The sequence below is a fragment of the Mesorhizobium sp. P2_B5 genome (assembly GCF_056404775.1).
Genome location: NZ_JBFUDJ010000003.1, coordinates 336,400 through 362,817, shown reverse-complemented (window position 1 = coordinate 362,817; position 26,418 = coordinate 336,400). Strand labels below are relative to the sequence as shown.

The 26,418-nt window shown below is 63.9% G+C and carries 21 protein-coding genes; 11 read left to right on the top strand and 10 right to left on the bottom strand.

What is annotated here, in order from left to right; all coding sequences use genetic code 11:
- Positions 1-329: 329 nt before the first annotated feature.
- Positions 330-6,395: an apolipoprotein A-IV repeat region-like domain-containing protein gene (locus AC1D1N_RS14465; RefSeq protein WP_477349245.1), complete on the bottom strand. Its 6,066-nt coding sequence runs from the start codon at positions 6,393-6,395 to the stop codon at positions 330-332.
- Positions 6,396-6,711: 316 nt separating this feature from the next.
- On the opposite strand from AC1D1N_RS14465, the gene AC1D1N_RS14460 reads away from it, so the two are divergent.
- From AC1D1N_RS14460 to AC1D1N_RS14450, 3 genes are all read left to right on the top strand, one after another.
- Positions 6,712-7,050 (top strand): Hpt domain-containing protein, encoded by a 339-nt coding sequence (locus AC1D1N_RS14460; RefSeq protein WP_477349518.1) that lies wholly within the window; start codon positions 6,712-6,714, stop codon positions 7,048-7,050.
- A 157-nt stretch (positions 7,051-7,207) separates the two neighbouring features.
- Positions 7,208-7,528, top strand: coding sequence for a 2Fe-2S iron-sulfur cluster-binding protein (locus AC1D1N_RS14455; RefSeq protein WP_023707481.1), 321 nt, complete (start codon positions 7,208-7,210; stop codon positions 7,526-7,528).
- Between the two features lie 103 nt (positions 7,529-7,631).
- The gene (locus tag AC1D1N_RS14450; protein ID WP_112561501.1) at positions 7,632-8,663 is read left to right on the top strand and encodes an NAD(P)/FAD-dependent oxidoreductase; all 1,032 of its coding nucleotides are present in this window, start codon (positions 7,632-7,634) and stop codon (positions 8,661-8,663) included.
- 23 nt (positions 8,664-8,686) lie between these two features.
- Here the strand turns inward: AC1D1N_RS14450 and AC1D1N_RS14445 are convergent, their stop codons facing one another.
- Together AC1D1N_RS14445 and AC1D1N_RS14440 are read right to left on the bottom strand one after the other, a co-directional pair.
- Positions 8,687-10,165 carry an MDR family MFS transporter gene (locus tag AC1D1N_RS14445; RefSeq protein ID WP_477349242.1) on the bottom strand — a complete coding sequence of 493 codons (1,479 nt, stop codon included), beginning with the start codon at positions 10,163-10,165 and terminating at the stop codon, positions 8,687-8,689.
- Positions 10,166-10,382: 217 nt separating this feature from the next.
- Complete coding sequence (locus tag AC1D1N_RS14440) at positions 10,383-11,000, bottom strand: DUF922 domain-containing Zn-dependent protease (RefSeq protein WP_436259778.1); 618 nt, start codon at positions 10,998-11,000, stop codon at positions 10,383-10,385.
- 121 nt (positions 11,001-11,121) lie between these two features.
- Between AC1D1N_RS14440 and folP the strand changes: the two genes are divergently transcribed.
- Genes folP through folK form a run of 3 tightly spaced genes read left to right on the top strand, consistent with a single transcriptional unit; the run spans position 11,122 to position 12,840 of the window.
- A complete protein-coding gene (gene folP / locus AC1D1N_RS14435; RefSeq protein WP_112561504.1) occupies positions 11,122-11,967 on the top strand; it encodes a dihydropteroate synthase in 846 nt (281 codons plus the stop codon).
- Positions 11,968-11,984: 17 nt separating this feature from the next.
- A complete protein-coding gene (gene folB / locus AC1D1N_RS14430) occupies positions 11,985-12,344 on the top strand; it encodes a dihydroneopterin aldolase (RefSeq protein WP_112561505.1) in 360 nt (119 codons plus the stop codon).
- Positions 12,328-12,840: a 2-amino-4-hydroxy-6-hydroxymethyldihydropteridine diphosphokinase gene (gene folK, locus AC1D1N_RS14425; RefSeq protein ID WP_112561506.1), complete on the top strand. Its 513-nt coding sequence runs from the start codon at positions 12,328-12,330 to the stop codon at positions 12,838-12,840. Before folB ends, folK begins: the two co-directional genes overlap by 17 nt.
- Here folK and AC1D1N_RS14420 read toward each other — a convergent pair.
- Together AC1D1N_RS14420 and AC1D1N_RS14415 are read right to left on the bottom strand one after the other, a co-directional pair.
- Positions 12,837-13,385 (bottom strand): DUF924 family protein, encoded by a 549-nt coding sequence (locus AC1D1N_RS14420; RefSeq protein ID WP_436259780.1) that lies wholly within the window; start codon positions 13,383-13,385, stop codon positions 12,837-12,839. The genes folK and AC1D1N_RS14420 overlap by 4 nt on opposite strands.
- Positions 13,382-15,232, bottom strand: coding sequence for a monovalent cation:proton antiporter-2 (CPA2) family protein (locus tag AC1D1N_RS14415; protein WP_477349239.1), 1,851 nt, complete (start codon positions 15,230-15,232; stop codon positions 13,382-13,384). Before AC1D1N_RS14415 ends, AC1D1N_RS14420 begins: the two co-directional genes overlap by 4 nt.
- Before the next feature lie 160 nt (positions 15,233-15,392).
- Here AC1D1N_RS14415 and AC1D1N_RS14410 point away from each other — a divergent pair, with 160 nt between their 5' ends.
- The 3 genes from AC1D1N_RS14410 (at position 15,393) to AC1D1N_RS14400 (ending at position 18,204) form a co-directional block, all read left to right on the top strand.
- A complete protein-coding gene (locus AC1D1N_RS14410) occupies positions 15,393-16,382 on the top strand; it encodes an AraC family transcriptional regulator (RefSeq protein WP_477349516.1) in 990 nt (329 codons plus the stop codon).
- A 60-nt stretch (positions 16,383-16,442) separates the two neighbouring features.
- Complete coding sequence (locus AC1D1N_RS14405) at positions 16,443-17,651, top strand: MFS transporter (RefSeq protein ID WP_436259782.1); 1,209 nt, start codon at positions 16,443-16,445, stop codon at positions 17,649-17,651.
- Between the two features lie 286 nt (positions 17,652-17,937).
- Positions 17,938-18,204: a hypothetical protein gene (locus AC1D1N_RS14400; RefSeq protein WP_112561811.1), complete on the top strand. Its 267-nt coding sequence runs from the start codon at positions 17,938-17,940 to the stop codon at positions 18,202-18,204.
- Positions 18,205-18,276: 72 nt separating this feature from the next.
- Here the strand turns inward: AC1D1N_RS14400 and AC1D1N_RS14395 are convergent, their stop codons facing one another.
- The 4 genes from AC1D1N_RS14395 to AC1D1N_RS14380 all read right to left on the bottom strand — a co-directional run bounded on the left by AC1D1N_RS14395 (position 18,277) and on the right by AC1D1N_RS14380 (position 22,037).
- Positions 18,277-18,825, bottom strand: a complete 549-nt coding sequence (locus tag AC1D1N_RS14395; protein ID WP_436259783.1) for a hypothetical protein — start codon at positions 18,823-18,825, stop codon at positions 18,277-18,279.
- Positions 18,826-18,908: 83 nt separating this feature from the next.
- Positions 18,909-19,973, bottom strand: coding sequence for a YcjF family protein (locus AC1D1N_RS14390; protein WP_477349236.1), 1,065 nt, complete (start codon positions 19,971-19,973; stop codon positions 18,909-18,911).
- Positions 19,970-21,448: a YcjX family GTP-binding protein gene (locus AC1D1N_RS14385; RefSeq protein WP_477349234.1), complete on the bottom strand. Its 1,479-nt coding sequence runs from the start codon at positions 21,446-21,448 to the stop codon at positions 19,970-19,972. Before AC1D1N_RS14385 ends, AC1D1N_RS14390 begins: the two co-directional genes overlap by 4 nt.
- An 85-nt stretch (positions 21,449-21,533) precedes the next feature.
- Positions 21,534-22,037 (bottom strand): SixA phosphatase family protein, encoded by a 504-nt coding sequence (locus AC1D1N_RS14380; RefSeq protein ID WP_436259786.1) that lies wholly within the window; start codon positions 22,035-22,037, stop codon positions 21,534-21,536.
- 256 nt (positions 22,038-22,293) lie between these two features.
- Here AC1D1N_RS14380 and dksA point away from each other — a divergent pair, with 256 nt between their 5' ends.
- The gene (dksA, locus tag AC1D1N_RS14375) at positions 22,294-22,710 is read left to right on the top strand and encodes an RNA polymerase-binding protein DksA (RefSeq protein WP_112395407.1); all 417 of its coding nucleotides are present in this window, start codon (positions 22,294-22,296) and stop codon (positions 22,708-22,710) included.
- A 173-nt stretch (positions 22,711-22,883) separates the two neighbouring features.
- Here the strand turns inward: dksA and AC1D1N_RS14370 are convergent, their stop codons facing one another.
- A complete protein-coding gene (locus AC1D1N_RS14370; RefSeq protein WP_477349232.1) occupies positions 22,884-23,597 on the bottom strand; it encodes a hypothetical protein in 714 nt (237 codons plus the stop codon).
- 207 nt (positions 23,598-23,804) lie between these two features.
- Between AC1D1N_RS14370 and cckA the strand changes: the two genes are divergently transcribed.
- Positions 23,805-26,378, top strand: a complete 2,574-nt coding sequence (cckA, locus tag AC1D1N_RS14365) for a cell cycle histidine kinase CckA (RefSeq protein ID WP_112561514.1) — start codon at positions 23,805-23,807, stop codon at positions 26,376-26,378.
- Positions 26,379-26,418 lie beyond the last annotated feature (40 nt).

Sequence of the window (26,418 nt, the reverse complement as noted above, 5' to 3'; positions counted from 1 at the left end):
CGATCGTGCGCGCAATCAGCTTAGACAAAGCATCGACTTAAAGATCGTCGGTCTGCGCTGCCCCTCATTGCCCTGCCGGGCATTTCTCCCCGTATAGTGACGGGGAGAAAGACGCCATCATGGCCGCCTTCGCCAACTTTCAACGTTGCAAGAAGTAACGGCATGGTCGCGGCCACCTCCTTCTCCCCGTCGCTATACGGGGAGAAGGTGCCGGCAGGCGGATGAGGGGCAGCGCCGACAGATTGTGATCTTTTCCTGCAGTGACACGAACCTGGGCCTGAACCAAGGCGGGCCGTGGCCCGCCTTGGTTCAGTTGATCGTCGCACCAATCAGTGCAACCGGCCGCTCGCATGAGCCAGCATGGTGTAGACCTTGCCGGTGTCCGACGTCAGGTAGGTCTGCGCCATGATGTTGTCGCGGTCGTTGCGCGAGACGTCCTTGAGCAGCTTTTCGAAGTCGTCGCAGTAGCGGTCGACGGCGGCGCGGAACTCCGCCTCTCCCTGATATTTGCGGCGGATTTCATCGAAGGTCTGCTGGCCCTTCAGTGTGTAGAGGCGGCGTGTGAACACGTCACGCTCGCCGCGCCGGTAGCGGTTCCACAGCTCGATCGAGGCGTCATGGTCGATCGCCCGCGCAATATCGACCGACAGCGAGTTGAGCGACTCCATGACATGCAGCGGCGAGCGCTGGGCGGGAGCCGCGCGCGGTGCTTCCGCGGGGGCTGCTGCCGGCCTGGCAACGTCCTCCTCGCGCGACGCCCCGGTTAGGAGGTCGCGCACCCAGCCGCCTTGCGGCGTGCGGGCATTGGCGGCGTCGCGCTGGCGCGGTGCTTCAGCAGGACGTTCGATATCGAGCGTGCCGCGCAGGCCGCCGAGCGGCGCCTGCGGAGCCGGACGCTCGGCCTGCGGTGCCGGCGGCGGGCGGCGTACAGGTTCGGCCGGGCGCTGGACCGGCGCCTGGGGAGCCGGGCGCAAATTACGGGGCTCGGAATTGTCGCCACCACCGCGGCCCGATTTCGCAACGATATCCGAAAGTTCCTTGAGCGCGTTAATCTGCTCGGAAACGGCACGGCGGATCGCCGAGGTCGATTCCTTGGCCTCTTCCGGCATCTCGATGACGCCCTTCTTGAGCTCGGCGCGTGTGAGGTCGAGCTCGCTCTTGATTGAACTCGCGGTGCGCCGCATCTCCTCGGTCGCATCGGCAAACCGGTTGGTTGCCGAATCGACCACTTCCGCAATGGCAATGCGGATCTTGTCGGCCGATGCCAGCGTCCTGCCTTCGGCATTCTGCATCGTCTGGCCGACAAGGCTCTCGAAGGAACGCATCACCTTCTCGAGGTCTTCCGACTTCTTGACCAGGCCGACGGCGAGGTCTTCGAGCGACGACTGCCTCTCCAGCGTGTGTTCCAGATTGCTCTGCGCCGAACTCAACAGGTCCGAGGCCGAGGACAGAAGACGGCTGTGCTCGTCGAACTTGGTGGCGATCGAGGCGACTTCGCGCAAGGTCGAAGACGACAGTTCGGTAAGCCGCGTTGTGTTCGAATCGACCAGGCGTGCCGAGCTGGCGAAGGTCTGCGCCGCCTTTTCGGTGGTCGCGGCGAAGCTTTGCGTGCTGCCGCTGAGACGTTCGTCGACCTGACCGAGATTGACTGCCGCCTGCTCGATCAGCTCACCGAGCTGCGAGCTGGAGACGCTCATGCGGCCGATGAGATCGGCGACACTGTCGGCGAGCGACGAGCGCGCGCCTTCGACGGCCGACAGCGTTTCGGCCGTGCGGCTGGCGAGCGCATTGACGAGGGCGGCGTTCTCGCTGCGCAGCTTCTCAGTCGCGCGTTCGGTGACCTCTTCCATGCTCTTTTGCAGTTCCGAGCCGCCTTGGGCGAAGCGCTCGACCAGCGGCCGTGCGGTTTCGTCGAGGATCTTCGACATTTCGGCCGAACGTGCCGCCAGCATCGTGTTGAGCTCGCGGGTGTTTGTGCCGATGGTCTTGGCGGCGTCGTTGGTGCTCTGGCCGATATGCTGGCCAACCGCAGTAAAGGTCTCCGCAATCGTGTTGGCGCGCGAGATCAGTTGAGCCTCGGCGCTCGACACCTGCTCGTTGAGCTTCTGGCCCATCGTCTCGGTGGTGTAGGCGAGGCGGTTTTCGACACTCGCGACCTGTTCCTCGACGCGGGTGGTTGCGGCAGCGACGCTCGCGGCCAGCCGCTCGTCGGCGCCAGCCAGAGCCTGCTCAATTTCGCGGGCGTGGACGGCAAGTTCCTCGCCGGTCTGGCGTGCGCGTTCGGCAACCCGCTGCTCGGTGCTGGCGAAGGCACCGACGATGTTGTCGGCATGTTCGCCGATCGTCGACGTGGAGTCGGCGATGCGCGACACCAGGCGGTGATCGGCCTCGTCGAAGATGCGGCTGATCTCGGTGGCACGGGCCGACAACGCGTCTGAACCCTCGGCAATGCGCGAGATCAGCTTCTGGTCGGCGGCGTCGAAGACGCGGCCGAGGTCGGAGGCGCGGGCGGCCAACGCTTCGGCGGATTCGCCGATGCGCATGCTCAGCCGCTGGTCCGCACCCTCGAAGTTGCGCAGGATGTCGCCGGCGCGGTCGGCGAGCGACTGCGCCGTCTCGACCGCACGGGCGACGAGCTTCTGGTCGGCGGCATCAAACGTGCCGGCAATTTCGCCGGCGCGGGCAGCCAGCCGTCCGGCCGTTTCTTCGGCGCGGGCGAGCAGCGAGTTCGAAGTCTCGTCATGCCGGGCAAGCAGCGCGCTCGTCGTGTCCTCGGCGCGTGCGTGCAGTCGGCGATCGGCGTCCTCGAAGGTGCGAGCGATGTCTTCTGCCCGTGCCAGCAGGGCTGCCGAGGTCTGCTCGGCGCGCTCGGCGATCTTGCGGTCGGCATCGCTGAAGGCAGCACCCGCCTGTTCGTGCAGGGCGCTGGTGACTTCCATCACCTTCTCGCGAAGTGCGCCGGCAACAAAGACGGCGCTCTTTTCGAGCACGTTGCGGACATTGTCGACACCCACCGACAGCGCGCGCTCCATGGTTCCGGCGCGCTCCTCGATGATGCCGGTCTGCTTGCTGAAGGCCTGCTCGATCTTCTCGACGTCGGCTGCGATAGCCGCGGAAATGTCGGTGCTTCTGGCGGCGATCTGGTCGATATGGCCCGACAGCGAGCGGTCGACATCCTTGCGGGTGTCGGCGAGCTTTGCCAGATCGTCTTCCAGCGCCTGTGTCAGCATGTTGCGGCCTTCGGCCAGCTTGCCGACATGGCCGGCGATGATGTCGTCGACCTCGCCGCGGCTTGCCGACAGCTTCTGCAGGTCGGCTTCCAGCGCGCGCTTGAGGATGTCGCGGCCTTCGGCCAGCTTCTCGACCTGGCCGGCGACCAGTCCGTCGATGCTCGACCGGCTCTCGGCCAGCTTGGCGAGGTCGTCCTCAAGAGCCTTCGACAGCGTCGCGCGATCCTGGGCGAGCTTGTCGCTGTGATCCTGGAGCAGGCTGTTGACATTTTCCAGATCGGCTTCCAGCACCCGTGCGAATTCTCCACGGTTTTCAGTCAGCTTCTGCGACTGGTCGACAATGGCGCTCCTGATCGTGTTGAGATCGGCTTCGAGCGCCCGCTTGAGGATGTCGCGGCCCTCGGCGAGCTTCTCGACCTGTCCGGCGACCAGCCCATCGATGCTGGAGCGGCTCTCCGCCAGCTTGGCGATGTCGTCTTCCAATGCCTTTGAGAGGGCCGAACGGTCCTGGACGAGCCTGTTTTGATGATCGGCCATGATGCCGCTCACATTGTGCAGATCGTCCTGAAGCGCCTGGGATAGTGTCGAACGATCCTGGACAAGCCGGCTCGTGTGGTCGGCGATTAGGCTGTTCACATTCTGCAGATCGGCTTCCAGTGCCTTCGAAAGCTGGCTGCGCTCTTCCGCCACCCTGTCGGAATGACCCGCGATGGCACCCTTGATGGTATTGATGTCGGCTTCGAGCGCGCGCTTGAGAATGTCACGGCCTTCGGCCAGCTTCTCGACCTGGCCGGCGACCAGCCCGTCGATGCTCGACCGGCTTTCCGCCAGCTTGGCAAGGTCGGCCTCGAGCGTTTGGGACAACAGGCCACGATCGTCGGCGAGCCGGTTCGAATGGTCGGAGAGCAGGCCCCTGATGCTGGACAGGTCGTTCTCCAGCGCCTTGCTGAGTTCGGTCCGGTCCTCGGCCAGTTTGGCCGAGTGGTTCTCGATCACGCCCTTGATGCCGATAATGTCGTTTTCGAGCGCCTTGGTGAGCACGGCGCGGCCTTCGGCGATCTTTTCGACCTGGCCGGCGACCAGCCCGTCAATCGAGGCGCGGCTGTCGGCCAGCTTGCCGAGGTCGGCTTCCAGGGCGCGCGACAGAATGTTGCGGCCTTCAGCCAGTTTCCCGACATGTCCGGCGACCATTTCATCAATGATCGTGCGGGCTTGCACGAGTTTTCCGGAGTCTTCATGCAAGGCCTGGTTGAGCCGGTTGCGGCCCTCTTCGAGGCGCTCGAGATGGCTGCCGACCGACGCGTCGATGGCGGCGCGCGACTCGTTGACCTTGCGCAGATCCTCTTCCAAAGCGCGCGAAATCAGGTTGCGGCCTTCGGCCAGCTTCTGCACCTGGTTGGTGACGGCTGCGTCGATGCCGGCGCGGCCCTCGGCGAATTTCGCCAAATCCGCCTCCATGGCCGCTGCCATGCGCTCGCGGCTTTCGGACAGCTTGCGGCTGTGGTTTTCGACCGCTTCCTCGATGCCGACGCGGGCGTCGGCGAGGCGCTGGATGTCGGTGTCGAAGGAGCGCGACACGACGTGGCGGGCCGCTTCCATGCGGCCGGCAAAGTCGCTGGCGCGGGCTTCGAGCATGGACGAGGTCGACGAAACGATGTCGGCCATGTCAGCGCCGATCTGGGTCTTGCCCTGATCGATCATCGCCGACAAATGATCCTTGCTCTCGGCGAAGGTGTGGGCGATCTCGCGGGCGCGCTCGACCAGCGTCTCGTTGATCTGGCGGGCACGCGCTTCGAGCGCGGCGTTGAGCTTCTGCGTGCCGGTGTCGAGCGCTTCGGCGCGGGTCTGGAATTCGCTGATCAGCGCCTGGCCACGCTCGGCCAGCGTGCGCTCGATGCCGTTGAGGCTGGATTCGAATTCAGAGCTCAAGGTGCGCGCAGCACCCCCAAGCAGCGACACCATGCCGGTGGTGCGGTCGTCGAGCAGGTCGGTCAGCGACCGGGTCAAGCCGTCGGTGGTGTCCGTCAGCTTGGCGATGCGGGTGTCGAGCAGCGAAGCGAAGGCTTCGCCCGAGGTCGACAGCCTGTCGGTGATCGTATCGAGCCGGCCTTCCACCTGATCGAAGATCGACATCGAGCTTTCATTGATGCGGTCGATCAGCGTGTCGCCGGAATTGGTGATCGTCATCGACAGCTTGGTCGACGCGTTGAGGATGGAGTCGCGAATGATGTCCGAGGCGGCGCCGATTTCGTCCTTCAGCGTCTCATGCGCGCCGGTGATCGAAGCGCGCACGCGCTCGGCATGGGTGACGACGGCTTCGCGTTCGCTGCCCAGCCCGTCGACCAGCGAGCGGATACGGGATTCATTCTCCGAATAGGAGCGTTCGATCTGGTTTACTTCGCTGTGAACCAGCGTTTCGAGCTCGACGGCGCGCGCCAGCGTGCGCTCGATGCCTTCGCCCATGGCCGCCACTTCGCGGCGAACGGCCTGGCCGATCATCATGACGCGGTCCTGGGCGAGGTTTTCCGGCTCCGCCAGGCGGAAAGCCACTTCCGTCATCGACTGGGCGGCGATGCGCATTTCCTGCGCGCGGCGGATCATTGCCGCGAAAGCCCAAAACAGGACGACCGGTATGATTGCCGCGATTGCGAGGCCGATCAGTTCGGGGCGGGCCAGGAGTTGGTCGAATGTACGAATTTTCCAGATGCTGGGGCCAAACAGCAGATTGGCAAGGCCGCCGGCGCCGGCAATCCAGGCCAGCGACACGAACGCCACGACCCAATAGATCGTGCTCGACGCGCGCCGGTTGAGGCTGTGCAGCAGCGTCTTGTAATCTTTCTGGCGATCATCGTTTGCCGGCTTGAAGCCGGCCGGCTGCGCGCTGTTACGCGATTCAACCGGGCGCAACTCGGCGGGCTTGGCAGCCGGCGTCGCGCTTTGATTCTGTTGGACGGGTGCGCTTTGAGCGGGGGCGGGTTTCTGGGTACGGCCTTCGCGCGCCAGTTCGTCCGCGGCCTGCGAAATCTGCGCTTCCAGATCCTCCATCGACGCCGCAATATCGAGATCGCCGCTGCCGTCTCCGCTAAGGTCGAGGTCTAGTGCCTTTTCGAGTTCCCTGGCTACGTCGTTGTCGAGAGTTCTGGTCGTCGTTGGTTTCTTCGCCATGCCTTCGCTACCCTGTACTAGCTGCCGAGGGACTTTATGATTTTGGCCTGATTCTGGCTTGTCTTATCCCACGCAGGAGGCTGAAAATGGACCCTCGTATCGTAATGACACACAGGGGTAAAGAAAACCTGCATTCCGCGAGATACGTAAAACTTTAAATATAGGGTTAACGTGAACGTGATTTCGCCGCCTCTGCGGCAACAATTTTCCAGCCCATTCATTAACGCGTTGGCGACGGAAATCGCCTAAGTTTTTTTGGCGAGCGGGACAAAGGAGTTTCAAATTGGTACGCGGTGAAAGCGGCATTGCCTTCTCAATGCCGGGCGGCGATGCGTCGGGTCCAGCCCGTTCGCGGCCGGTGGATCTGGCCCATCTGGCCCGCCAGACAATGGGCGATCGCGCCCTCGAGCAAGAGGTGTTGGCACTGTTCGTACAGCAGGCGCTTTCTGTTCGCGACAACATCCTCGATGCCGATGTCAGGGAGAGGCTGCTCCTGGCGCATGGGCTGAAAGGTTCGGCGCGCGGCGTCGGCGCATTTGCCATCGCCGACTGCGCCTCATCAATCGAACAGCAGCCGGAAGATACACGCAGCCTCAAGCGCCTCGGCGTCCTGATCGAGGAAGTGCGCGATTTCATCGCCGCCATCAGCCGGTAATGGCTGCCGCTTGTCTGCGGCCACCGGCATGAATCGGCCGGGCCAGGGCGCGCTTTAGCCAGCTTTCCGAAAAAACGTCACAAAGCGGCGCTTTCGCGCCGCAGTTGACTTGTCTGGCGGAGTGATTATCTCGGCTGAGACTCCCTTCAGGTGACAAATGACCAAGCTGACCTTCATCGCCCATGACGGCACTCCTTTCGATGTCGAGGCCGAAAACGGCTCGACCGTCATGGAGAATGCGATCCGCAACGCGGTGCCGGGCATCGAGGCCGAATGCGGCGGCGCCTGCGCCTGCGCAACCTGCCATGTCTATGTCGACGAAGCCTGGACGGCCGAGGTCGGCGAGCCGGAGGCGATGGAAGAGGATATGCTGGACTTCGCCTATGACGTCCAGCCGAACTCGCGCCTGTCCTGCCAGATCAAGGTGCGCGACGCCCTTGACGGCCTCGTCGTACGCGTGCCCGCCCGCCAGGGCTGAACCAACTTCTTTCGGATTTTTACCGCCGACGCTTGGCAGCAAGCCAACGCTCATGCAGTCTCGCGCCAGTTTGGCCCAGTTTTGGCAATGAGGCTCGCCTGGCATGACCGATGTAATCAAGACGGACGCACTCATTGTCGGGGCAGGGCCGGTCGGCCTGTTCGCCGTGTTCGAACTCGGCCTCCTCGACATGAAGTGCCATCTGATCGACATCCTCGACCGGCCCGGTGGCCAGTGCGCCGAACTCTATCCGGAAAAGCCGATCTACGACATTCCGGGCTGGCCCTTGATCTCGGCGCAAGGGCTGGTCGACAAGCTGATCGAGCAGATCCATCCGTTCAAGCCTGACTTCACCTATAACCGCATGGTCTCCAGCCTGCAAAAGCTGGAGGATGGCTCCTTTCGGGTCACCACCGACGAGAACGAGGTGTTCGAGGCCAAGGTGGTGGTGATCGCCGCCGGCGGCGGCTCGTTCCAGCCCAAGCGGCCGCCCATTCCCGGCATCGAAGCCTATGAAGGCAAGAGCGTCTTCTATTCGGTGCGCCGCATGGAGGATTTCCGCGGCCACGATCTCGTCATCGTCGGCGGCGGCGATTCCGCGCTCGACTGGACGCTGAACCTGCAGCCGGTGGCAAAAAGCGTGACGCTGGTCCACCGCCGCCCGGAATTCCGCGCGGCGCCCGACAGCGTCAACAAGATGTACGCCATGCAGGAGATGAAACAGCTGGGGTTCCGCGTCGGCCAGGTGAGCGGCCTGACCGGCGCCGACGGCCAGCTGGCGTCCGCGACCATCAAGGGCGGCCCTGACGGCGACATCGAGGTGCCTTGCACCCGCATGCTGCCGTTCTTCGGCCTGACCATGAAGCTCGGCCCGATCGCCGAATGGGGGCTGAACCTTCACGAGAACCTCATTCCGGTCGACACGGAAAAGTTCCAGTCCTCGGTGCCCGGCATCTTCGCCGTCGGCGACATCAACTGGTATCCCGGCAAGCTGAAGCTGATCCTGTCGGGTTTTCACGAGGTGGCGCTGATGGCGCAGGCGGCCAAGCGCATCATCAGCCCCGGCGAGCGTATCGTCTTCCAGTACACGACGTCGTCGACGAGCCTGCAGAAGAAGCTCGGCGTGGTGGAGTAAGGCGCTTACAGAGGCTTGCCTGATCACTCCACCAGGGCGACTGGCGCTTCGGCCTCGTCGCGACCGCGCAACGACTTCTCCGGCATCAGCGCCAGCGTGATCAGCGCCAGCACGAGCGTGATGGCCGCGGCAAGAAAGATCATCATGAAGGGCGTCGCCGAGACGATCTGTCCGGCAGCCGGCGCGCCTTCGCCGGCAAGCTGCAGGCCATAGCCGAGCGCGACGGCGCCGAGCATGGCGACGCCGAGTGCGCTACCCAGCGAGCGCAGGAAGGTCAGCACACCGGTGGCGACGCCGAGATGTGCGCGGTCGACGGCGTTCTGGACAGACACGGTGGCGACCGGGAAAGTGGTGCCGCTTCCAAGCCCAATGCAGATCGTCAGCAGCTCGACCACCAGCAGCGAGGCGTGGCCGGCGACCAGGCTGAGCACGCCAAGGCAGACAATGGCGAAGAGAACGCCGACCATGGCGATGCGCTTATAATGGAAGAAGCGCGGTATCGTGCGGCCGCTGAACGTCGCGCCGGCGACCGTGCCGAGCAGCAGGCCGAGCATGGCAAGGCCTGACTGGCTGACCGACAGGCCGATGATCGACTGCAGATAGACCGGCAGGTACACTGACAGGCCGATATTGGCGGCCTGCAGCAGGAACATCGACGCCGTGCCGGCAAGCACGATCGGATTGCTGAGCACTTCAAGCGAAATCAGCGGCTCGGCCGCACGCATCAGCCGCAGTGCAAACGCGCCCCAGAAGACCGCCGAACAGGTGAGCAGGCCGAGGATTTCACGCGAGGCCCAGGGATAGGCGCTGCCGCCCCAGTTGAGCGCCAAAAGCAGCAGTGCCGTCGCCACCACCAGAAGCAATGCTCCCAGGGCGTCGATGCGATGCCGCTTTGCGGCGACCGGCAGTTTGCGCAGCGGCTTGTTGATGATCGCCATGGCCACCAGGCCAAGCGGGATGTTGATCCAGAAGATCAGCGACCAATGCAGATGTTCGGCAAAACCGCCGCCGAGCAACGGTCCGGCGATGCTGGCGACAGCCCATGTCCCCGAAATCCAGGCGGCATAGCGCGCCCTTTCGCGTGGTGGCACCAGGTCGCCGATGACGATCTGCGCCAAGGCGAACAGGCCACCGCCGCCCGCACCCTGGATCGCCCGGCCGATGACCAGCACGAACATGTTGGGGGCCATGGCGCTGACCAGTGATCCCGCGAGGAAGATCAGGATCGCCGCATAGACGGTCGGCCGGCGGCCATAGACGTCGGAGATCTTGCCGTAGAGCGGCGCCATCGCTGTTGCCGTCAAGAGATAACCGGTCACGATCCACGGCAGATAGTCGGCATGGCCGAGCGAACGGCCGATGGTCGGCATGGCCGGCGCGACGATGGTCTGGTCGAGTGCCGCCAGGAGCATCGACAAGAGGATGCCGGCGATGATGACGTTCTTCTCGCTTTCCGTCAGCGGCGCGGCTGCAATCACCGGCTTGTCGACAGCCTGGTCCATATCAGTTCATCCACAATGCTTGGCGAGCGATTGCGCGGCGCCAAATGGCCGCTCCGCTATACGCCGCCTCAATTGGTCTTGATCTCGCGTTTCGAAGCTCGCGCCTTGCGAGCCTGACATATGTCGTCCCGTATAGGCCGATTTCGACCTTTGCCCGAAAATTTTCTGGGGCTGGCCTCATGTTTCGGCAGGATTGGCTTGGAATCGGTCCCGTGGTTCAGCCGGGCGGAAGCTGGCCGTTTTCGACGCGCTGCATGCGGTAGCGCAGCAGCCGCAGGATGCGGCTTTCGAAGTTGACGCCTTCGACGCGGTCGAAGCGCAGCTGGTCCTGGTCGTGCCTGGCGAGTTCGGCCGCGGTGATCTCAGCCGCCTTCGCCTTTGCCTCGGCGCAGGTCTTTTGCGGGTAGCTGGCGTTCAGCGCGTCCTCGAGCTGACGGCCGTGGTTCTTGGCGATCTCGACATGACGCTCCTCGTGGCGCTTGATGTCGGCCGACAGCGTGTCCCAGAACAGCCTGACATCGGCGTCGGCCTTGCGCGGCCTGCGCCACTCCGGAAGGATGACCTTGACCTTGACGGTGACGGTGGCCTTGGCGATGCGGCAGGAATCAGCGGTTTGCGCGTAGCTGATGCGGGTGGTGAACGCCATCTGGGTGGCGCCCGGATGCCTCATCCCGGTGCTTTTCACCTCGGGCCCATGTTTCGACAATTGCGTCTCGATGTCATCGAGCGTGCTGCCGCCGACGGCAAAATAGCTGTAGGTCTTCACCAGATTGGCAGCATTCGCCGGCAGGACGGTCAAAGCCAGCATCAGGGCACAGAGCAGGGGTCGTTTCATTATGTTGCCTCTTCACCCACCTTGCTTTACGGCCGTTGCCGGCGCAACGGAATTGATCTTCCACCGATCACGCATCGTTGATGGATTGCAAGCGCCCGATGAGCCACATGGTTGAAGGACAATGACGACAAGGCGATGGCAACTGGCGCATGGACGCCATCTCGACCTTGGCGAGAAGGCCATGGTGGTCGGCATTCTCAACGTCACGCCGGACAGTTTTTCCGATGGCGGACTGTTCATCACGCCTGACCAGGCGGTGGCGCAGGCGCGCCGCATGGTGGAAGAGGGGGCTGTCGTGATCGATATCGGCGGAGAATCCACGCGCCCGGGCGCCTCTCCCGTCACCCCTGAGGAAGAGCAGGCCCGCATCCTGCCGGTGATCGCCGCACTCGCCGGGACCAATGAAGCCCTGATTTCGGTCGACACCTATCGCGAGCAAACCGCGCGCCTGGCCGTCGCCGCCGGCGCGCATATCGTCAACGATGTCTGGGGCCTGCAGCGTGAACCCGGCATTGCCCGCGTCGCCGCCGACACCGGCGCCGGGCTGGTCATCATGCATACCGGGCGCGAGCGGCAAAAGCTGCCCGATGTCATCGACGACCAGTTTTTCTTCCTGAAGGCTTCGCTGGAAATCGCGAAGCGCAATGGCGTCGAGGATGACCATATCGTGCTCGATGCCGGCTTCGGCTTCGCCAAGGAGACGGCGGAGGAAAACCTCGACCTGATGGCGCGGTTTTCCGAACTGAAGGCGCTGGGCTTTCCCCTGATGGCCGGCACGTCCAGAAAACGCTTCATCGGCACCGTCACCGGCCGCGAACCCGCTGCGCGCGGCGCCGGGACGGCAGCCACCAGCGTCATCCTCAGGCTCAAGGGCGCCGATCTGTTTCGCGTCCACGATGTCGCAATCAACGTGGACGCGCTGGCCGTCGCGGATGCTATGCTGGCGCGTGAAAAGCCGGGACACTGAGCCCAGGAAGCTAAGAAATGTACGTCATCCGCATGAAGAACTGCGCCTTCTTTGCCCGGCACGGCGTGCTGGACGAGGAGGAGGCGCTTGGCCAGCGTTTCTATGTCGATGCCGAGTTGACGGTCGAGCCCAGCCGCCCGCTGGAGGATGATTCCATCGAGGACACCGTCAATTACGGCGTCGCCTTCACGGTGATTGAAAAGATCGTCACTGGACACCGCCGTTTCCTGATCGAGGCGCTGGCGCTCGAAGTTGCGAAGGCGCTGACGGCGCGGTTTCCGCAGATCAGGAAGGCCGAGATCACCGTGCGCAAACCGAACGCGCCGGTGCCCGGCGTGCTCGATTATGTCGAGGTGACCGTTGTCTGGCCCGAATAATACGGTCTACCTCAGCCTTGGCGGCAATCTCGGCGATCCAGCCGCCTCGATGGCGACGGCGCTGCGCCTGCTGGACGCCGACGAGAGCACGCGCGTCATCGCCGTCTCCTCGCTCTACCGCACGCCGCCATGGGGCAAGCTCGACCAGCCGGATTTTCTCAATGCCGCTGCCGAAATCTCGACCACGCTGACGCCAAGGGCGCTGCTCGATCTCTGCCTCGAGGCCGAGCGCAAGTTGAAGCGGGTGCGCGAGGAGCGCTGGGGGCCGCGCCTGATCGACATCGACATATTGGTGTTCGGCGACCGCATCATCCACGAGACCGGGCTGGAAGTGCCGCATCCCAGGATGCTGGAGCGCGCCTTCGTGCTGGCGCCCCTGGCCGAGATCGCGCCGGAACTGGCGGTTGGCGGCCGCAGCGTGAGCGAGCGGCTCAGCGCCGTCGATACGTCAGGCATAGAGCGGCTGGCGTCCGGCCGCGACTGGTGGCTGGGTTAGCCGGAGAACCCGCCGCCATCGAGAAATGCCTGTTCGTCCGCCGTCGTCTCGCGGCCAAGCATCTTGTTCCGATGCGGGAAGCGGCCGAAACGCTCGATGATGTCGCGGTGCTCGACCGCGTATTTGATATACTCCGGCGCCTTGGCAGTGGTGAGCTCGACCGATCTGTCCTGGTCGGCGGGCAGTTCCGAATGTTCGTAGGGCAGATACAGGAAGACCCGCAGGTCTTCTTCCAGCGCCAGGTCATGGCCGGCGGCGATCGCCTTGGCGGCAAAGTGCCTTGCCAGCGGATCGGTGGCGTACATGTGGCCGCTGCCGCGAAAGCAGTTGCGCGGAAACTGGTCGAGCAGGATCATCAGCGCCAGCGAGCCCTCGGCATGCTCCGACCAGGCGTCGCACTCGCGCCGCGCGGCCGCATAATGCAGGTCGAGAAATCGGCTGCGAAAATCCGCATCGAAAGCGTCGTTCTTTTCGAACCAGGCGTCTTCGCCGGCCTCGCGCCAGAATTTTGTCACGGCGAGCGCTCGCTCATCCAATGCGGTCATCTGCCTTCCTCTGGCTGGGCGGGTTCGGATTTGTTCAACACACCGGCGGTTTCTTCATTCAGCGCCTGGCCGGGTCGACGTGGCGGAGCGAGCGGTGTCGGAATCGGCGTGCCGATATTGCCCCTGAGGAAGCGCCGGCCAGCCCGTATGCCTTCCGCCAGCTGCGTCTCGAAGCGGTCGTTGTCGCGGCGCCGTACATCCTCGATGACGTCGGCGACGTCTTCCGGTTCGATGCCAAGCGCTTCGAGCGCCGAGCCACCGAAGACGAGAGCCGATTCGAAGGTTTCGCGCAGCTGGAAATCCACTCCGACGCGAATGAGCGACAGCGCTGTGCCGCGATCGTACGCGCGCGCCAGAACGGTCAGCAGCGGGAACTCCGCCTTGATCAGTTCGGCAATGCGAACGGCAGCGTCCGCCTTGTCGACGCAGATCAGCACGGCGCGCGCACGACCAGCGCCAGCGGCGCGCAGAATGTCGAGCCGCGTGCCGTCGCCATAATAGACCTTGAAGCCGAAATCGGCGGCCGCCTGGATCATTTCGACATCATTGTCGATGATCGACACGTCAATGCCGCGCAACAAAAGCGGCTGGCTGGCGATCTGGCCGAAGCGGCCGAAGCCGATGACCAGAACACTGCCGGTCAGCCCTTCGGCGATATCGACGCCTTCGAGCGACTGCTCGTCGCGCGGCGTCAGATATTTGAGCGCAATGATCGCCAGCGGCGTCAGCACCATGGAGATGATGATGATCGCGGTCAGCGTGGCGTTGGCCCGGCTGTCGATGATGCCGACGGCCGCCGCGGCGGAGTAAAGCACGAAGGCGAATTCGCCGCCCTGCGCCATGAACACGGCGCGCTCCAGCGCTTCGCGATGGCCGCTCTTCAGCACGCGGGCGACGAGATAGATGCCGAGCGCCTTCATCACCATGTAGGCGACGACATAGATGGCGACGAGCCGCCAATTGTCGACCACCACAAGCAGGTCGAGCGACATGCCGACGGCGAGGAAGAACAGGCCAAGCAGGATGCCGCGAAACGGCTCGATGTCGGCTTCCAGCTGGTGGCGGAAGGTCGATTCCGACAGGAGCACGCCGGCAAGGAAGGCGCCCATCGCCATCGACAGGCCGGAGAGCTGCATGACCAGCGCCGATCCCAGCACGACCAGAAGTGCGGCCGCCGTCATCACCTCGCGCGCCTTGGCGTCAGCCAGGATGCGGAAGAACGGATTGAGCAGATAGCGGCCGGCCACCACCAGCCCGACGATGGCGCCAAGGCCTATTCCGACCTCGGTCAGCCTTTGCTGCAGGGTCATCTCGGCACCGCCCGGTGCCAGGAAGGCGACCAGCGCCAAAAGCGGCACGATCGCCAGATCCTCAAGCAGCAGGATGGACACGATGCGCTGTCCTTTGGGGCTGGCCATCTCGCCGCGTTCTTCCAGCAGCTGCATGACGATCGCCGTCGAGGTCAGCACGAAGCCGGCGCCGGCAACGAAGGATTGCGCGATCGGAAAGCCGCCCGCTAATCCGACGAGAGTCAGAAGCACCGCGCAGACGCCGACCTGCAGGGCGCCGAGTCCAAAAATTTCGCGCCGCAGCCCCCATAGCCGCGACGGCTGCATCTCCAGCCCAATGATGAACAGGAACATGACGACGCCGAGTTCGGCGACGTGCAGGATGGTTTCCGATTCGGAAAAGATGCGGATGCCGAACGGGCCGATAACCACGCCGGCGGCGAGATAGCCGAGGATCGAGCCCAGCCCCATGCGTTTGAAGATCGGAACGGCGACGACGCCCGCGGCAAGCAGCGCCACCACCTGAATAAGATCGCTGCCCGACGCTTCCGCTGCCATGCCTCTTGTCCCTGTGTTCAGCAGCACTCCTTGCATGCAGTTGGAGCTAGAGGCAAGGGTGGGAAGCCTGCCAGGACGGGTAGGTGCCGTTGCAGCGATTCCCCAGGTGGAACAATGGTCGCCGCTTGCCTGCCGGACGTTCGGCATCTATATCAGCTTAATGCTTGACCATTCGTCCCGACCGTCTTCGCCGTCCCATATCCCGATGGATGCGCTCAGTGAAGTCCTACAGGACTTTCGCATGAGCGGCGTCAACTATGGCCGCTGCGAGCTCCGGCATCCATGGAGCATAGACTTTCCGCAGCAACCGCTGCTTCGGTTTCATTTTGTCGGCCATGGGCCATGCTGGATTCATACCGAAGCGCAAGGCTGGCAGGAGTTGCGCGATGGCGATCTGGTGTTGCTGCCGCAAGGCATCGCCCATCGGCTGGCGAGCGCGCCGGACGTTGAGGTCGACTCACTCGAGGGCTGCCAGGTGATCAAGTTCGGCGGCAACGTCTGCGAAGTGGTACGGCAGGGAACGGGCGCGACGAGCACCCTTTTCTGCGGCTCGATGGCCTTGGGTTCCTGTGCGCTCAACCCGCTGATCACGTTGATGCCGCCTGTCATCAAGGGTTGCGACGTGGCCGGCAATGACCCTGTCGTCGGTCCTTTGCTGGCGGCGATGACGGTGGAGGCCGCGCAACCGCAGATGGGCAGCGCCACCATCCTGTCACGTATGGCGGACTTGCTGACGGCCCGGCTCATCCGCTGCTGGGTCAACTGCAATGGCGCTTCGACCACCGGCTGGCTCGCAGCCATCCGCGACCCCCATATCGGCCGGGCTCTGGCAGCCATGCACCGGGACCCCGGCCACAACTGGACGCTGGGAAGCCTCGCCGCCGTGGCAGGCCAATCGCGCTCGATTTTCGCCGAGCGCTTCAGCGCTGTCTTGGGCGAGGGTGCCGCACACTATCTCGCCCGCATGCGTATGCAGCTTGCGCGTGAGTTGCTGGGCCAGAACGGCTTGTCGGTTGCCGAAGTCGCTACCCGTTTGGGCTACGATTCCGAGGCATCCTTCGCTCGCGCGTTCAAGCGCATCACCAATGTTTCGCCAGGTGTTGTGCGCCGCACAATTCCCGGACGAATAGATATGAATTTCGGATTTTAAGGTACATATCATCCGACCGGACTCGCCTATCTAAGATCTCCAAACTTTGGAGATCCTTCCGTGACTGACACAACATTACAGCTTGAAGACGCCGCGATCGGCCTTGACGCCGATGCGCCAACCGCGTGGAGCGCAACCACCTGGTTCGCGGTCATTTCACTGGCGGCCACCAGCTTTGCCCTGGTCTCCGCCGAATTCCTGCCGGCAGGTCTGTTGACGCCAATGGCGCGCGATCTCGGCATCAGCGAGGGAACGGCCGGACAGGTCGTTACCGCCACCGCTTCGGTCGGCGCCGTGACGGCCATGCTGAGCAATGTTCTCATCGGCCGGTTGAACCGCAAGACGGTGCTGGTTGGCCTCATGGCCCTGGCGGTCGCTTCCAATATTCTTGCAGCGCTGGCGCCCAATTTCTGGCTGCTGTTGCTGGGCCGGGCCGGGCTGGGAATCGCGCTCAGCGCTTTCTGGGCCCTTTCGGTTGCCGTCGTAGCGAGGCTGGTCGGCGCCAATGCGACAGGTCGGGGCATGGCTATTGTAACCCTGGGCGTCTCGCTCGCCACCATTGCCGCGCCGTCGATGGGTGCGCTGATCAGCGACTGGTTGGGATGGCGCAGCGCCATGGCCATGACAGCGGGGCTGGCCTTAGTTGCCATGCTACTGCAGTTTCTCAGCCTGCCGACCTTGCCTGCAACCGCAAGCAACAGCCTTGCCGACGTGTTTCGGCTGACACGGCGGCGCGGCATTCAGCTCGGCATGCTTGCCATTGTCTTGCTGATGACCGGGCATTTCGCCGGCTCCGTCTATGTGCGTCCCTTCCTCGAACACGTGACGCTGCTTGCAACCGGGCCGATTGCCCTGGCCTTGCTTGGATTTGGCATCGCCGCCGTGGTCGGCAACATTGTCGGCGGCCGCTTGGCTGACGCCAATATCCGCATGGCTCTCGTGGTCACCGCCGTCTTGATGGCGTTTGCGGCGCTGGCATTGGTGCTTTGGGGCGTGCACGTCGGCGCTGCCTTCGCGTTCGTAACGCTTTGGGGCTTGGCCTTCGGCATGGGGCCGGTGGTGCTGCCGACCAATCTGTCCCGTGCGGCACCTGACGCACTGGAAGCGGCGGGCAGCCTGATGGTCGTCTCTTTCCAGGTTGCCATCACCATCGGCGCGGTTGTCGGCGGCTATGTCGTGGACAACTATGGCGCCACCGCGCCTTTGACTCTCACCGCCGTCCTTGCCGCATCGACAGCTTTGCTGGCGCTGCTACAGCCTCGCAGCTGAACCCTGCTTCAACTGCCCTAAAGCGCGTCGCGCCTGAACGGCCCTGTGCGACGCGCTTTAGGTTTTTGTTTTTATGCATGTCGTTATCCCAAAACCGCTGCGCACTTTTGGGCGACATGCATTAGACGGCCTGACTCCGGGTCGCCGCGATGTTGCAGCCGCGTTACACAAAGTTTATGCGGAACACGCGTTGCGTTTTGCCGCAATCGGCGGCTAAGGGACGCTCGGCTTCGGCCATTTGAAGGCAGCGACGATCAAGTTCTGCCTTTGTGAGGAGATGACTGACATGAAGAAGTTTTTGCTCGTTGGCGTGGGTGTCGCCATGCTTGCCGCATCGGCCTGTTCGAAGGCGCCTGAATGCACGCAGGAGATTGCGGCCAAGAAGGCCCAGGAGATGACCGCCGCGCTGCAGGAGGCGATCACCAAGGATCCGTCCAAGGCGGCTGACCTGACGGCCAAGGTGCAGGCGGTGACGACCAAGTACCAGGGCGCCACGACGCTGGACGAAGCCTGCAAGGCCTATGACGAACTGACGGCCGCCATCAAGGGCTGATTTCGTTCTAGGGAATTGAAGAAGGCGGTGGCTCGGGGAGCCACCGCCTTTTTTGCTGGCCGCTACCGGAACTCAGTTCTTGGCGATGGAGCCGACTTCGACGGCATCGACGCGCTTGAGGCTCATGCCGATCACCGGCACCAGTTGCTGGTCGACGCGGACGGCGATGGTCACCGTCATCGAATTGTCGTCGGGGATGCGGGCCTGCATGACGCCGCGCAACTGGTTGCGGTTGATGGTGAAGACCACCTTGCGGGGATCGACGACATTGCCGCCGATGATGTCGAGGCCCGAACCCGCGGCGCCGCCCATGAAGTTGCCCTTGTAGTCGCGTCCGTTGCGCTCGACGGTGGCTGACATTTTCTGGGTGAAGACACCGACCCGGCAGTCGCCGTCGAGCGACATGCCCGTCTTGTTGTCAGGCGTCGAGCCGTCGAAGCTGCAGGTGAATTTCGTGCCCTTGTATTTGCCGGCGACGATCTCGCCCGGGCCGACCCATTTGCCTTCGACGGTGCGGAAGAACTGCTTGTCGGGTTCGGCTGCAGAGGCTTTCCCGGCCAGGCCCAGAGGTGCAGCAAGCGCGACCAGGGGCAGGACGCAGGACAAGATTACGCTTTTCATAGACGACACCCGGCAACAAGGAGGTTGTTGTTGGACGACCATGAACAAGATTGGTTAATGCTTGGTGACCGCGAGTAGGCGTTTCACTTGTCGGCAGCGGGTGCTTCACTGTCTTTCTTGGTCGCAAACGACGTCAGCGCCGACAGGAAATCGCCCATGCCCGGCCGCCTGGCGGCAATGAAGGGCAGGGGCCGCGCCGTCTCCATGGCGGCGATGCCGATGCGCGCTGTCATCATGCCGTTGACAACACCTTCGCCGAGTTTCGCCGAAAGCCGCGCGGCAAGGCCATGGCCGACGATCTGCTGGACAAAGCTGTCGCCGACGGCGATCGAGCCGGTCACCGCCAGGTGGGCGAGAACGCTGCGCGCCAGCCGGAAGAAGCCGAGCGTGCCGGGCCGGCCGCCGTAAAGCTCGGACAAGCGGCGAATGAGGCGCCCGGCCTCAAAGACGACATAGGCAACGTCGACCAGGGCACGCGGGCTGACCGCCGTCACCAGTGACACACGCTTGGCCGCTTCCAGGATCATCACCTTTGCCCTGGCGTCGAGCGGCGCCAGAATCTCGGTTTCGGCCAGCCGCACCAGATTGCCGCCATCGATGATCTCGCCGCGTAGTTCGGCCAGCGATCGCCTGCCGGCCGCCGTTTCTGGTTTCGCCGCGACAAAGGCCGAGAGTTCTTCGACGACGGCCCTTGCGGCCTTCGGATCGTCGCGCGCCACGGCATCGAGAGCGCGTTTTTGCAGCTTTTCGACCTCGGCCAGCCGGGCGATGGCCAGGAATTCGCGCACCAGCACCACCACGAGCGCCAGCATGGCGATTGCGGCCATGGCAGCCGCCAACCAGCCCAGCCACTCCGCGCGCTCGAACAGATCGCGAATGAGCTGGTCGGTCCACAGGCCGACGGCCAGCGAAACCAGCACGCCGACCGCGCCGAAAAACAGGCTGGCAAACAGTGAGCGCTTGCGCGGCGCGGTCGCGGGCGGCGGTTCGGCGGCGACGATGTCAGGCTCGTCGAAGACGTCGACTTCGGCCGGCACGACAACGGCGCGCGGCTTGCGCGTCGGTAGCGGCTCGGCATGGCTGCGGGCCTGCTTCGGTTCGGCCTCCGGCTCGATACGGAAAGCTGCCGGTCTGCGGGGCGCGGTCATGCCAGATGGTCTCCGATCAGGAACTGCAAGGCGCGGTCGAGCCTGATATGCGGCAACGACAGCGTGACGCCTTCGGCGGTGCGTTCAAGCTTTGGCGGCCGAAAGCGCACGAAACGGATCGCCGGATCGTCGCTGCTCTGCCGGTGGTCGGCTTCCGAAACATCGAAAACCGCTTCAATTTTCTCCGGCAAGTCACCGGGAAATATGGCGGTTTCGGTTTTGCCGTCGAAGGTTTCGCCGTTGATCCTCTCGCCCTTCAGCGGCGAACCGATGATCACCGGCAGCGTTTCACGACCTTGCTTGACCGTGCCTTCGCGTGTCGCGCGCACCGCCGCCATGGCGACCACGTCGACATCGGCGCCGGTGAAATTCGCCCGCGCCACGGCCCGGTCGGCAAGCCGCCGCACGATCGCCTGCAGCTGGTCATGGCTTTCGTGATGCAGATGGTCGGCCTTGGTCGCGGCGACCAGGATGCGGTCGATGCGGCGCGAAAACAAATCGGTGAGGAAATTGCCGCGGCCGGGGCGGAAACAGGAGAGGATCTCGGTCACCGCGCGTTCGAGGTCGGCCATCGCGCCGGGGCCGGCGTTCAGCGCCTGCATGGCGTCGATCAGCACGATCTGGCGGTCGAGGCGGGTGATGTGTTCGCGGAAGAACGGCTTCACCACATGCGTCTTGTAGGCCTCGTAGCGGCGCTCCATCATTGCCTGCAGCGAACCGGAGCGTGGCCGCCGCTCGCCTTGGAGCAGCAAGGGCGCGAAGGTCAGCGCCGGCGAACCCTCGAGGTCGCCAGGCATGAGGAAACGGCCGGGCGGCAAGGTCGAGAGCGCCCGCTCGTCGAGCTTGCAGGCCTTGAGATAAGCGGCAAAGCTTTCGGCCAGCCGGCGCGCCGTCATTTCGTCAGCGTCGGCATTGGGGTCGATCGTTGCCGACAGGGCCCGCCAGTCCTGCGACAGGTCGTGACGCGCCGGCAGCATCGCCATTTCGAAGGCTTCGCGCGAGAAATCGGCGAAGGATTTGCCGAGCAGCGGCAGGTCGAGCAGCCATTCGCCGGGGTAGTCGACAATGTCGACCGACAACCGCCCGCTGGAAAACATGCGGTTCCAGCCGGAGGCCGATTCATATTCGATGGTGAGCCTGAGTTCGGAAATGGCGCGCGTCGAGTCCGGCCAGACGCGATCGTTGACGAGGGCGGCGATATGGTCCTCGTACTGGAAGCGCGGCACGGCGTCATCCGGCTGTTCCTCGAGGAAGGCGCGCGCGATGCGTCCGGACTTCTGCGCCTCGAACAGCGGCAGGCGTCCACCATGGATCAGATTGTGGACAAGAGCCGAGATGAACACTGTCTTGCCGGCACGGGAAAGGCCGGTGACGCCGAGCCGCAGCGATGGCGAAAACAGCCCGCTGGCCCGCCCCGACAGCGTATCCAGGGCAATTCTCGCTTCGTCTGTGAAAGTGGTAAGCGATGATGCCAAAATCTGTTCTCTCGGGCCTCGGTCCGCCCCGATATAGGCTTTGCATCCGCAGTTTGAAATGGCGTCCGGACCTGGCCGGCTCCGCTCAGAGATCGGCGGGCGTCAGGAAGGCTTCGAGATAGCCGGCACCTTGCGCGGCCTCGGTGAGGGTGCCCTCGAAGCGCACGACCGCCAGGCCGGAGGTCGGGAAACCATGGTTCATGATGGCCCGCGCCGCTTCGTCGCCGTCGCCCGATACCGCCAAGGCGAGGTCTTCCGTCATCGGATTGTGGCCGATGACCAGCAGCGAGCCCGGCCCGCCATTGCCACGGATGATGGCGAGATAGCCGGCGGCATCCTCGCTGTAGAGCGTGTCGAAGAACAGCACCCGGCCGGTATCGGTGTGGCCGGCAATGCCCTCCAGCGTCTGGCGCGCGCGCTTGGCGTTGGAACAGAGCGTGATATCGGGAATGTAGTTGCGGGCACGCATCGCCGTCCCCATCATTTCGGCATCGGCAATGCCCGATGCGTCGAGCGGGCGGTCGAAGTCGCGCACGCCGGGCAGGGCCCAACCAGCCTTGGCATGCCTCAACAGATACAGTCTGCTCACCGGACCCCCATGGTGTGCTTCCTATCAAAATGACACAATTGGATTAGCCACGAGAACGGCCCGCCGCACAATGGGCGGCGACACCCAAGCGCAACGAATCATGTGCGAATTCGCCCGCGCCCTTGCTGTGGAAGGCTTTGCCGCCGGTCGCTGCATACGGCATTAACAATTGCGTGAAACGCGCGCCGATTACGCTTGTGCAGCCTTCTCTGCGCGAATATATAAGCGCGAAATTTGGGGTTGTTGGGTGAGTCGAATGAACGATATCTCTACCGCCGATTACGTACCCTCCGAAGACGAGCCGTTCATGAACGAACGGCAGAAATCATACTTCCGCCTGAAGCTCGTCACTTGGAAGAACGACATACTGCGCGAAGCGCGCGAAACTCTCGAAATCCTGCAGCAGGAAAACGCCAACCACCCCGATCTTGCCGATCGGGCTTCTTCTGAAACCGACCGCGCCATCGAACTTCGCGCCCGCGACCGCCAGCGCAAGCTCATTTCAAAGATCGATTCGGCGCTGCAGCGCATCGATGAAGGCACTTACGGCTATTGCGAGGAAACCGGCGAACCGATCGCGCTGAAGCGTCTCGACGCACGCCCGATCGCGACCCTGTCGATCGAAGCGCAGGAGCGCCACGAGCGCCGCGAGAAAGTCTATCGCGACGATTGAGCCGCAGCCATCAGGCAGAATTTTTCATTAGAAATGGCCGGGTTTCCCGGCCATTTCTGTTTTTGCGCGGAGCTTCCGGGTTTTTGCCGCGCTAAGCCTCGGTTCGAAGAGATCATACGCAAGAATGGTATAGATCCACACTCCGGTCAGGACCGGCCGGTTTCCGGTAGGATTTATCGCTTCTGACTGGCGAGTTCGCCGAGCAGCTTGGTCATCTCGTCATCGAGTGAAGCCGGCGCTTTCGCCGCCGGCTTGCTGGCGTGCGAATCATCGAGCGAGACCTCAAGTTCCCGCATCAGCGTGTCGTCGATGGACTCGCGCTTCGGTGGCGGCGGGGCCTGCCGGGCGGTGTTGGCGGCCGCGCCATAAGCCGGCAGCGGTGTCACATTGCTCGCCTGGTAGGTTTGGGTTGGTTTTGGCGCCAGTGCTGCTTGGCGTGGCGGAACGGCGGCAGGGGCCGCCCTTACCGGTTGCGGCGGTGGCGCCTGCCTTGCAGGTGCGGCGGAGGAGGGTTGTGCTGCGCGCGGACGCGGCGCCTGCTGCTGCACGCCACCACCGCCGCCATCGCCGGTCAAAGCCGGACGGCGTGGCGCCGCCAGCCTGATATCGCGCTCGACGACGACGTCGGTCGGGCCGCCGATCAAAATCAGGTGTTCGATATCGTCGCGCCGGATGAGCACCAGCCGGCGGTGGCTGTCGACCGCGGTGGCGTCCATGACCGCCAGCCGCGTCTTGCGGTTCCTGCCGCCGGCAACGAAGGTGCCGAAAGTCAGGTTGCGGACCAGCCTGATGATGACAAGCACGATGACCAGCAGGACTAGAGCGGCAAACGTCCACAGCAGCGCTGCGGCATATCCAGGACCCGCCACGCTATCCAGCCACTGCATCGGTGCCCCCAAATCGGTTTTTGAAGTGGAAGCGACACTAGACCGTTGCGACCGGGCACCGCAAGTTGCCTTCACGCCTCATGAACAGCTTGAAACACCGGCGCGTCATTTTTATCAGACATTTGCCGCCAAGGCCTTTTCCGGATTAGGAGAATGTGATTCAACCGGCCGGGGGCGATGTCGGACAAACTCACGAGCAGGGGGCATATGGCCAGGGAAACGCGCGGCGATTTCTATCCGGTACCGATCGTCGACCAGAACACGCGGCCAGGCGCGGTTACCCGGCTCATCGTCTTCATCATCGTCCTGACCGGGGCCGCGATCGTTTTCGGCATTTTCCGCGAACGTCTTGGCGATCCCTTCCTGCTCGGCATGCTGGGCGTGCTTGCCATGATCGGCGTCGGCTTCCTGTTCGCCACGGCCATCGGCTTCGTGCAGATCGCGCCGCGTTCGACCGGGGATGAACTGTCGAAGGCCTTCGTCGATTCGATGTCGCAGGGCCTGATCGTCACCGACACCAAGGGCCGCGTCGTCTACGCCAATCGGGCCTATGCCGAGATGACCGGTGCCGCGTCGGCAGCTGACCTGAAGACGGTCGAAGGCCTGCTTTCCGATGTTCCCGAAGCCTCGGTGACCATATACCGGCTGGCCTCGGGTCTGCGCGACGGCCAGGCCGGCGACGGCGAATTCCGGCTGGCGCAGTCGATCCGACCCGGCGCCGAGCCAGGCGCGCGCTGGTACCGCGCGCGGGCCCGCACCTTCAGCGTTCCCGGCCAACGTTTGCCCATGCTCGCCTGGCAGCTCGCCGATATCTCGCAGGAACGGGCAGAGCAGGAGCGTTTCTTCCTCGACCTGCAGAAGGCCATCGACCATCTCGACCACGCGCCAGCGGGCTTCTTCTCCGCCGACCAGGAGGGCCGCGTCACCTACATCAACGCCACGCTCGCCGAATGGCTGGGCATTGATCTCGCGAGCTTCACGCCCGGCGCGGTCACCCTGCCGGAAATCGTCGCCGGCGACGGCATGGCGCTGGTGCGCTCGGTCAAGGCCGATCCCGGCACCACCCGCAACGCGGTCATCGATCTCGATCTGACGACGACGACCGGCGAGGCGCTGCCGGTGCGCTTCATGCACCGCGTTTCGGCCAGCCGCGAGGGGACCAACGGCCCGACCCGCACCATCGTGCTCAACCGCACCCAGGGTGAGGACGCGTCCGCCGACCTTCGCGCGTCGGAAGTGCGCTTCACCCGCTTCTTCAACTCGACGCCGATGGCGATTGCCGGCGTCGACGCCAGCGGCCGCATCCTGCGCACCAACGCGCCGTTCCTGTCGCTGTTTTCCTCCGTCGTCGATCGCGATGCCGTCGACCGCCGCGTGCGGCTGGATACGGTCATCCACGAGCGCGACCGCCCGGCCTTTGCCGCCGCCTTCGAAAAGGCGCGGCTCAGGCAGGCCGACATCGAGCCCATCGACACACTGCTGCCCGGCAATGAGGAGCGCCACATCCGCTTCTACGTCAACGCGGTCGCCGATGGCACCGGCGGCGAGGGGGCTGAGGAATCGGCCATCGTCTATGCCGTCGACACCACCGAGCAGAAGGCGCTCGAGGGCCAGATGGCGCAGAGCCAGAAAATGCAGGCTGTGGGACAGCTCGCCGGCGGCATCGCCCACGACTTCAACAATGTGCTGACCGCCATCATCATGGCGTCGGACCTTCTGCTGACCAATCACCGGCCGTCGGACCCGTCCTTCCCCGACATCATGAACATCAAGCAGAACGCCAATCGGGCGGCCTCGCTGGTGCGGCAACTGCTCGCCTTCTCACGCAAGCAGACGCTGCGGCCGGAAGTGCTGAACCTGACCGACGTGCTTGCCGACCTCAGGATGCTGCTTGCCCGCCTGGTCGGTAACGACATCAAGCTGAAGGTCGACCACGGCCGCGACCTGTGGCCGGTCAAGGTCGACATCGGCCAGTTCGAGCAGGTGGTGGTCAATCTCGCGGTCAATGCGCGCGACGCCATGCCGGCCGGCGGCGATCTCACCGTGCGCACCCGAAATGTTACCGCCGAAGAATGCAAGAGCTTTTCCTACCGCGAACTCACCCCGGCCGACTATGTCGTGGTCGAGGTCGAGGATAGCGGCTCCGGCATTGCGCCGGACGTGCTGAAGAAGATCTTCGAGCCGTTCTTCACCACCAAGGAAGTTGGCAAGGGCACCGGTCTTGGCCTGTCGATGGTCTACGGCATCATCAAGCAGACCGGCGGCTTCATCTTCTGCGATTCCGAAGTCGGCAAGGGCTCGATCTTCCGCATCTTCCTGCCGCGCCATATAGCGGAGGCGAAGAAGCCGGGTGAAGTCGGCGAAGCGCCGGCAGCCCCGGTGAAAGCCGCCGATCCCGGCAAGGACCTCTCGGGCTCGGCCACGGTGTTACTGGTCGAGGATGAGGACGCCGTGCGCATGGGCGGCTCGCGGGCGCTGACCTCGCGTGGCTACACCGTGCACGAGGCGTCCTCTGGCGTCGAGGCGCTGGAAGTCTTCGAAGCGCTCGGCGGCAAGGTCGATATCGTCGTGTCTGACGTGGTGATGCCGGAGATGGACGGACCGACGCTGCTTGGCGAATTGCGCAAGCGCCAGCCCGACATCAAGTTTGTCTTCGTGTCCGGCTATGCCGAAGATGCCTTCGCCCGGAACCTGCCGCCCGACGCGCAATTCGGCTTCCTGCCGAAGCCGTTCTCGCTCAAACAACTGGCCACTGTCGTCAAGGACGTGCTTGAATCTTAGATCTCCCTAATTCACCGCTTGCGCAATGACGTGACGCTGG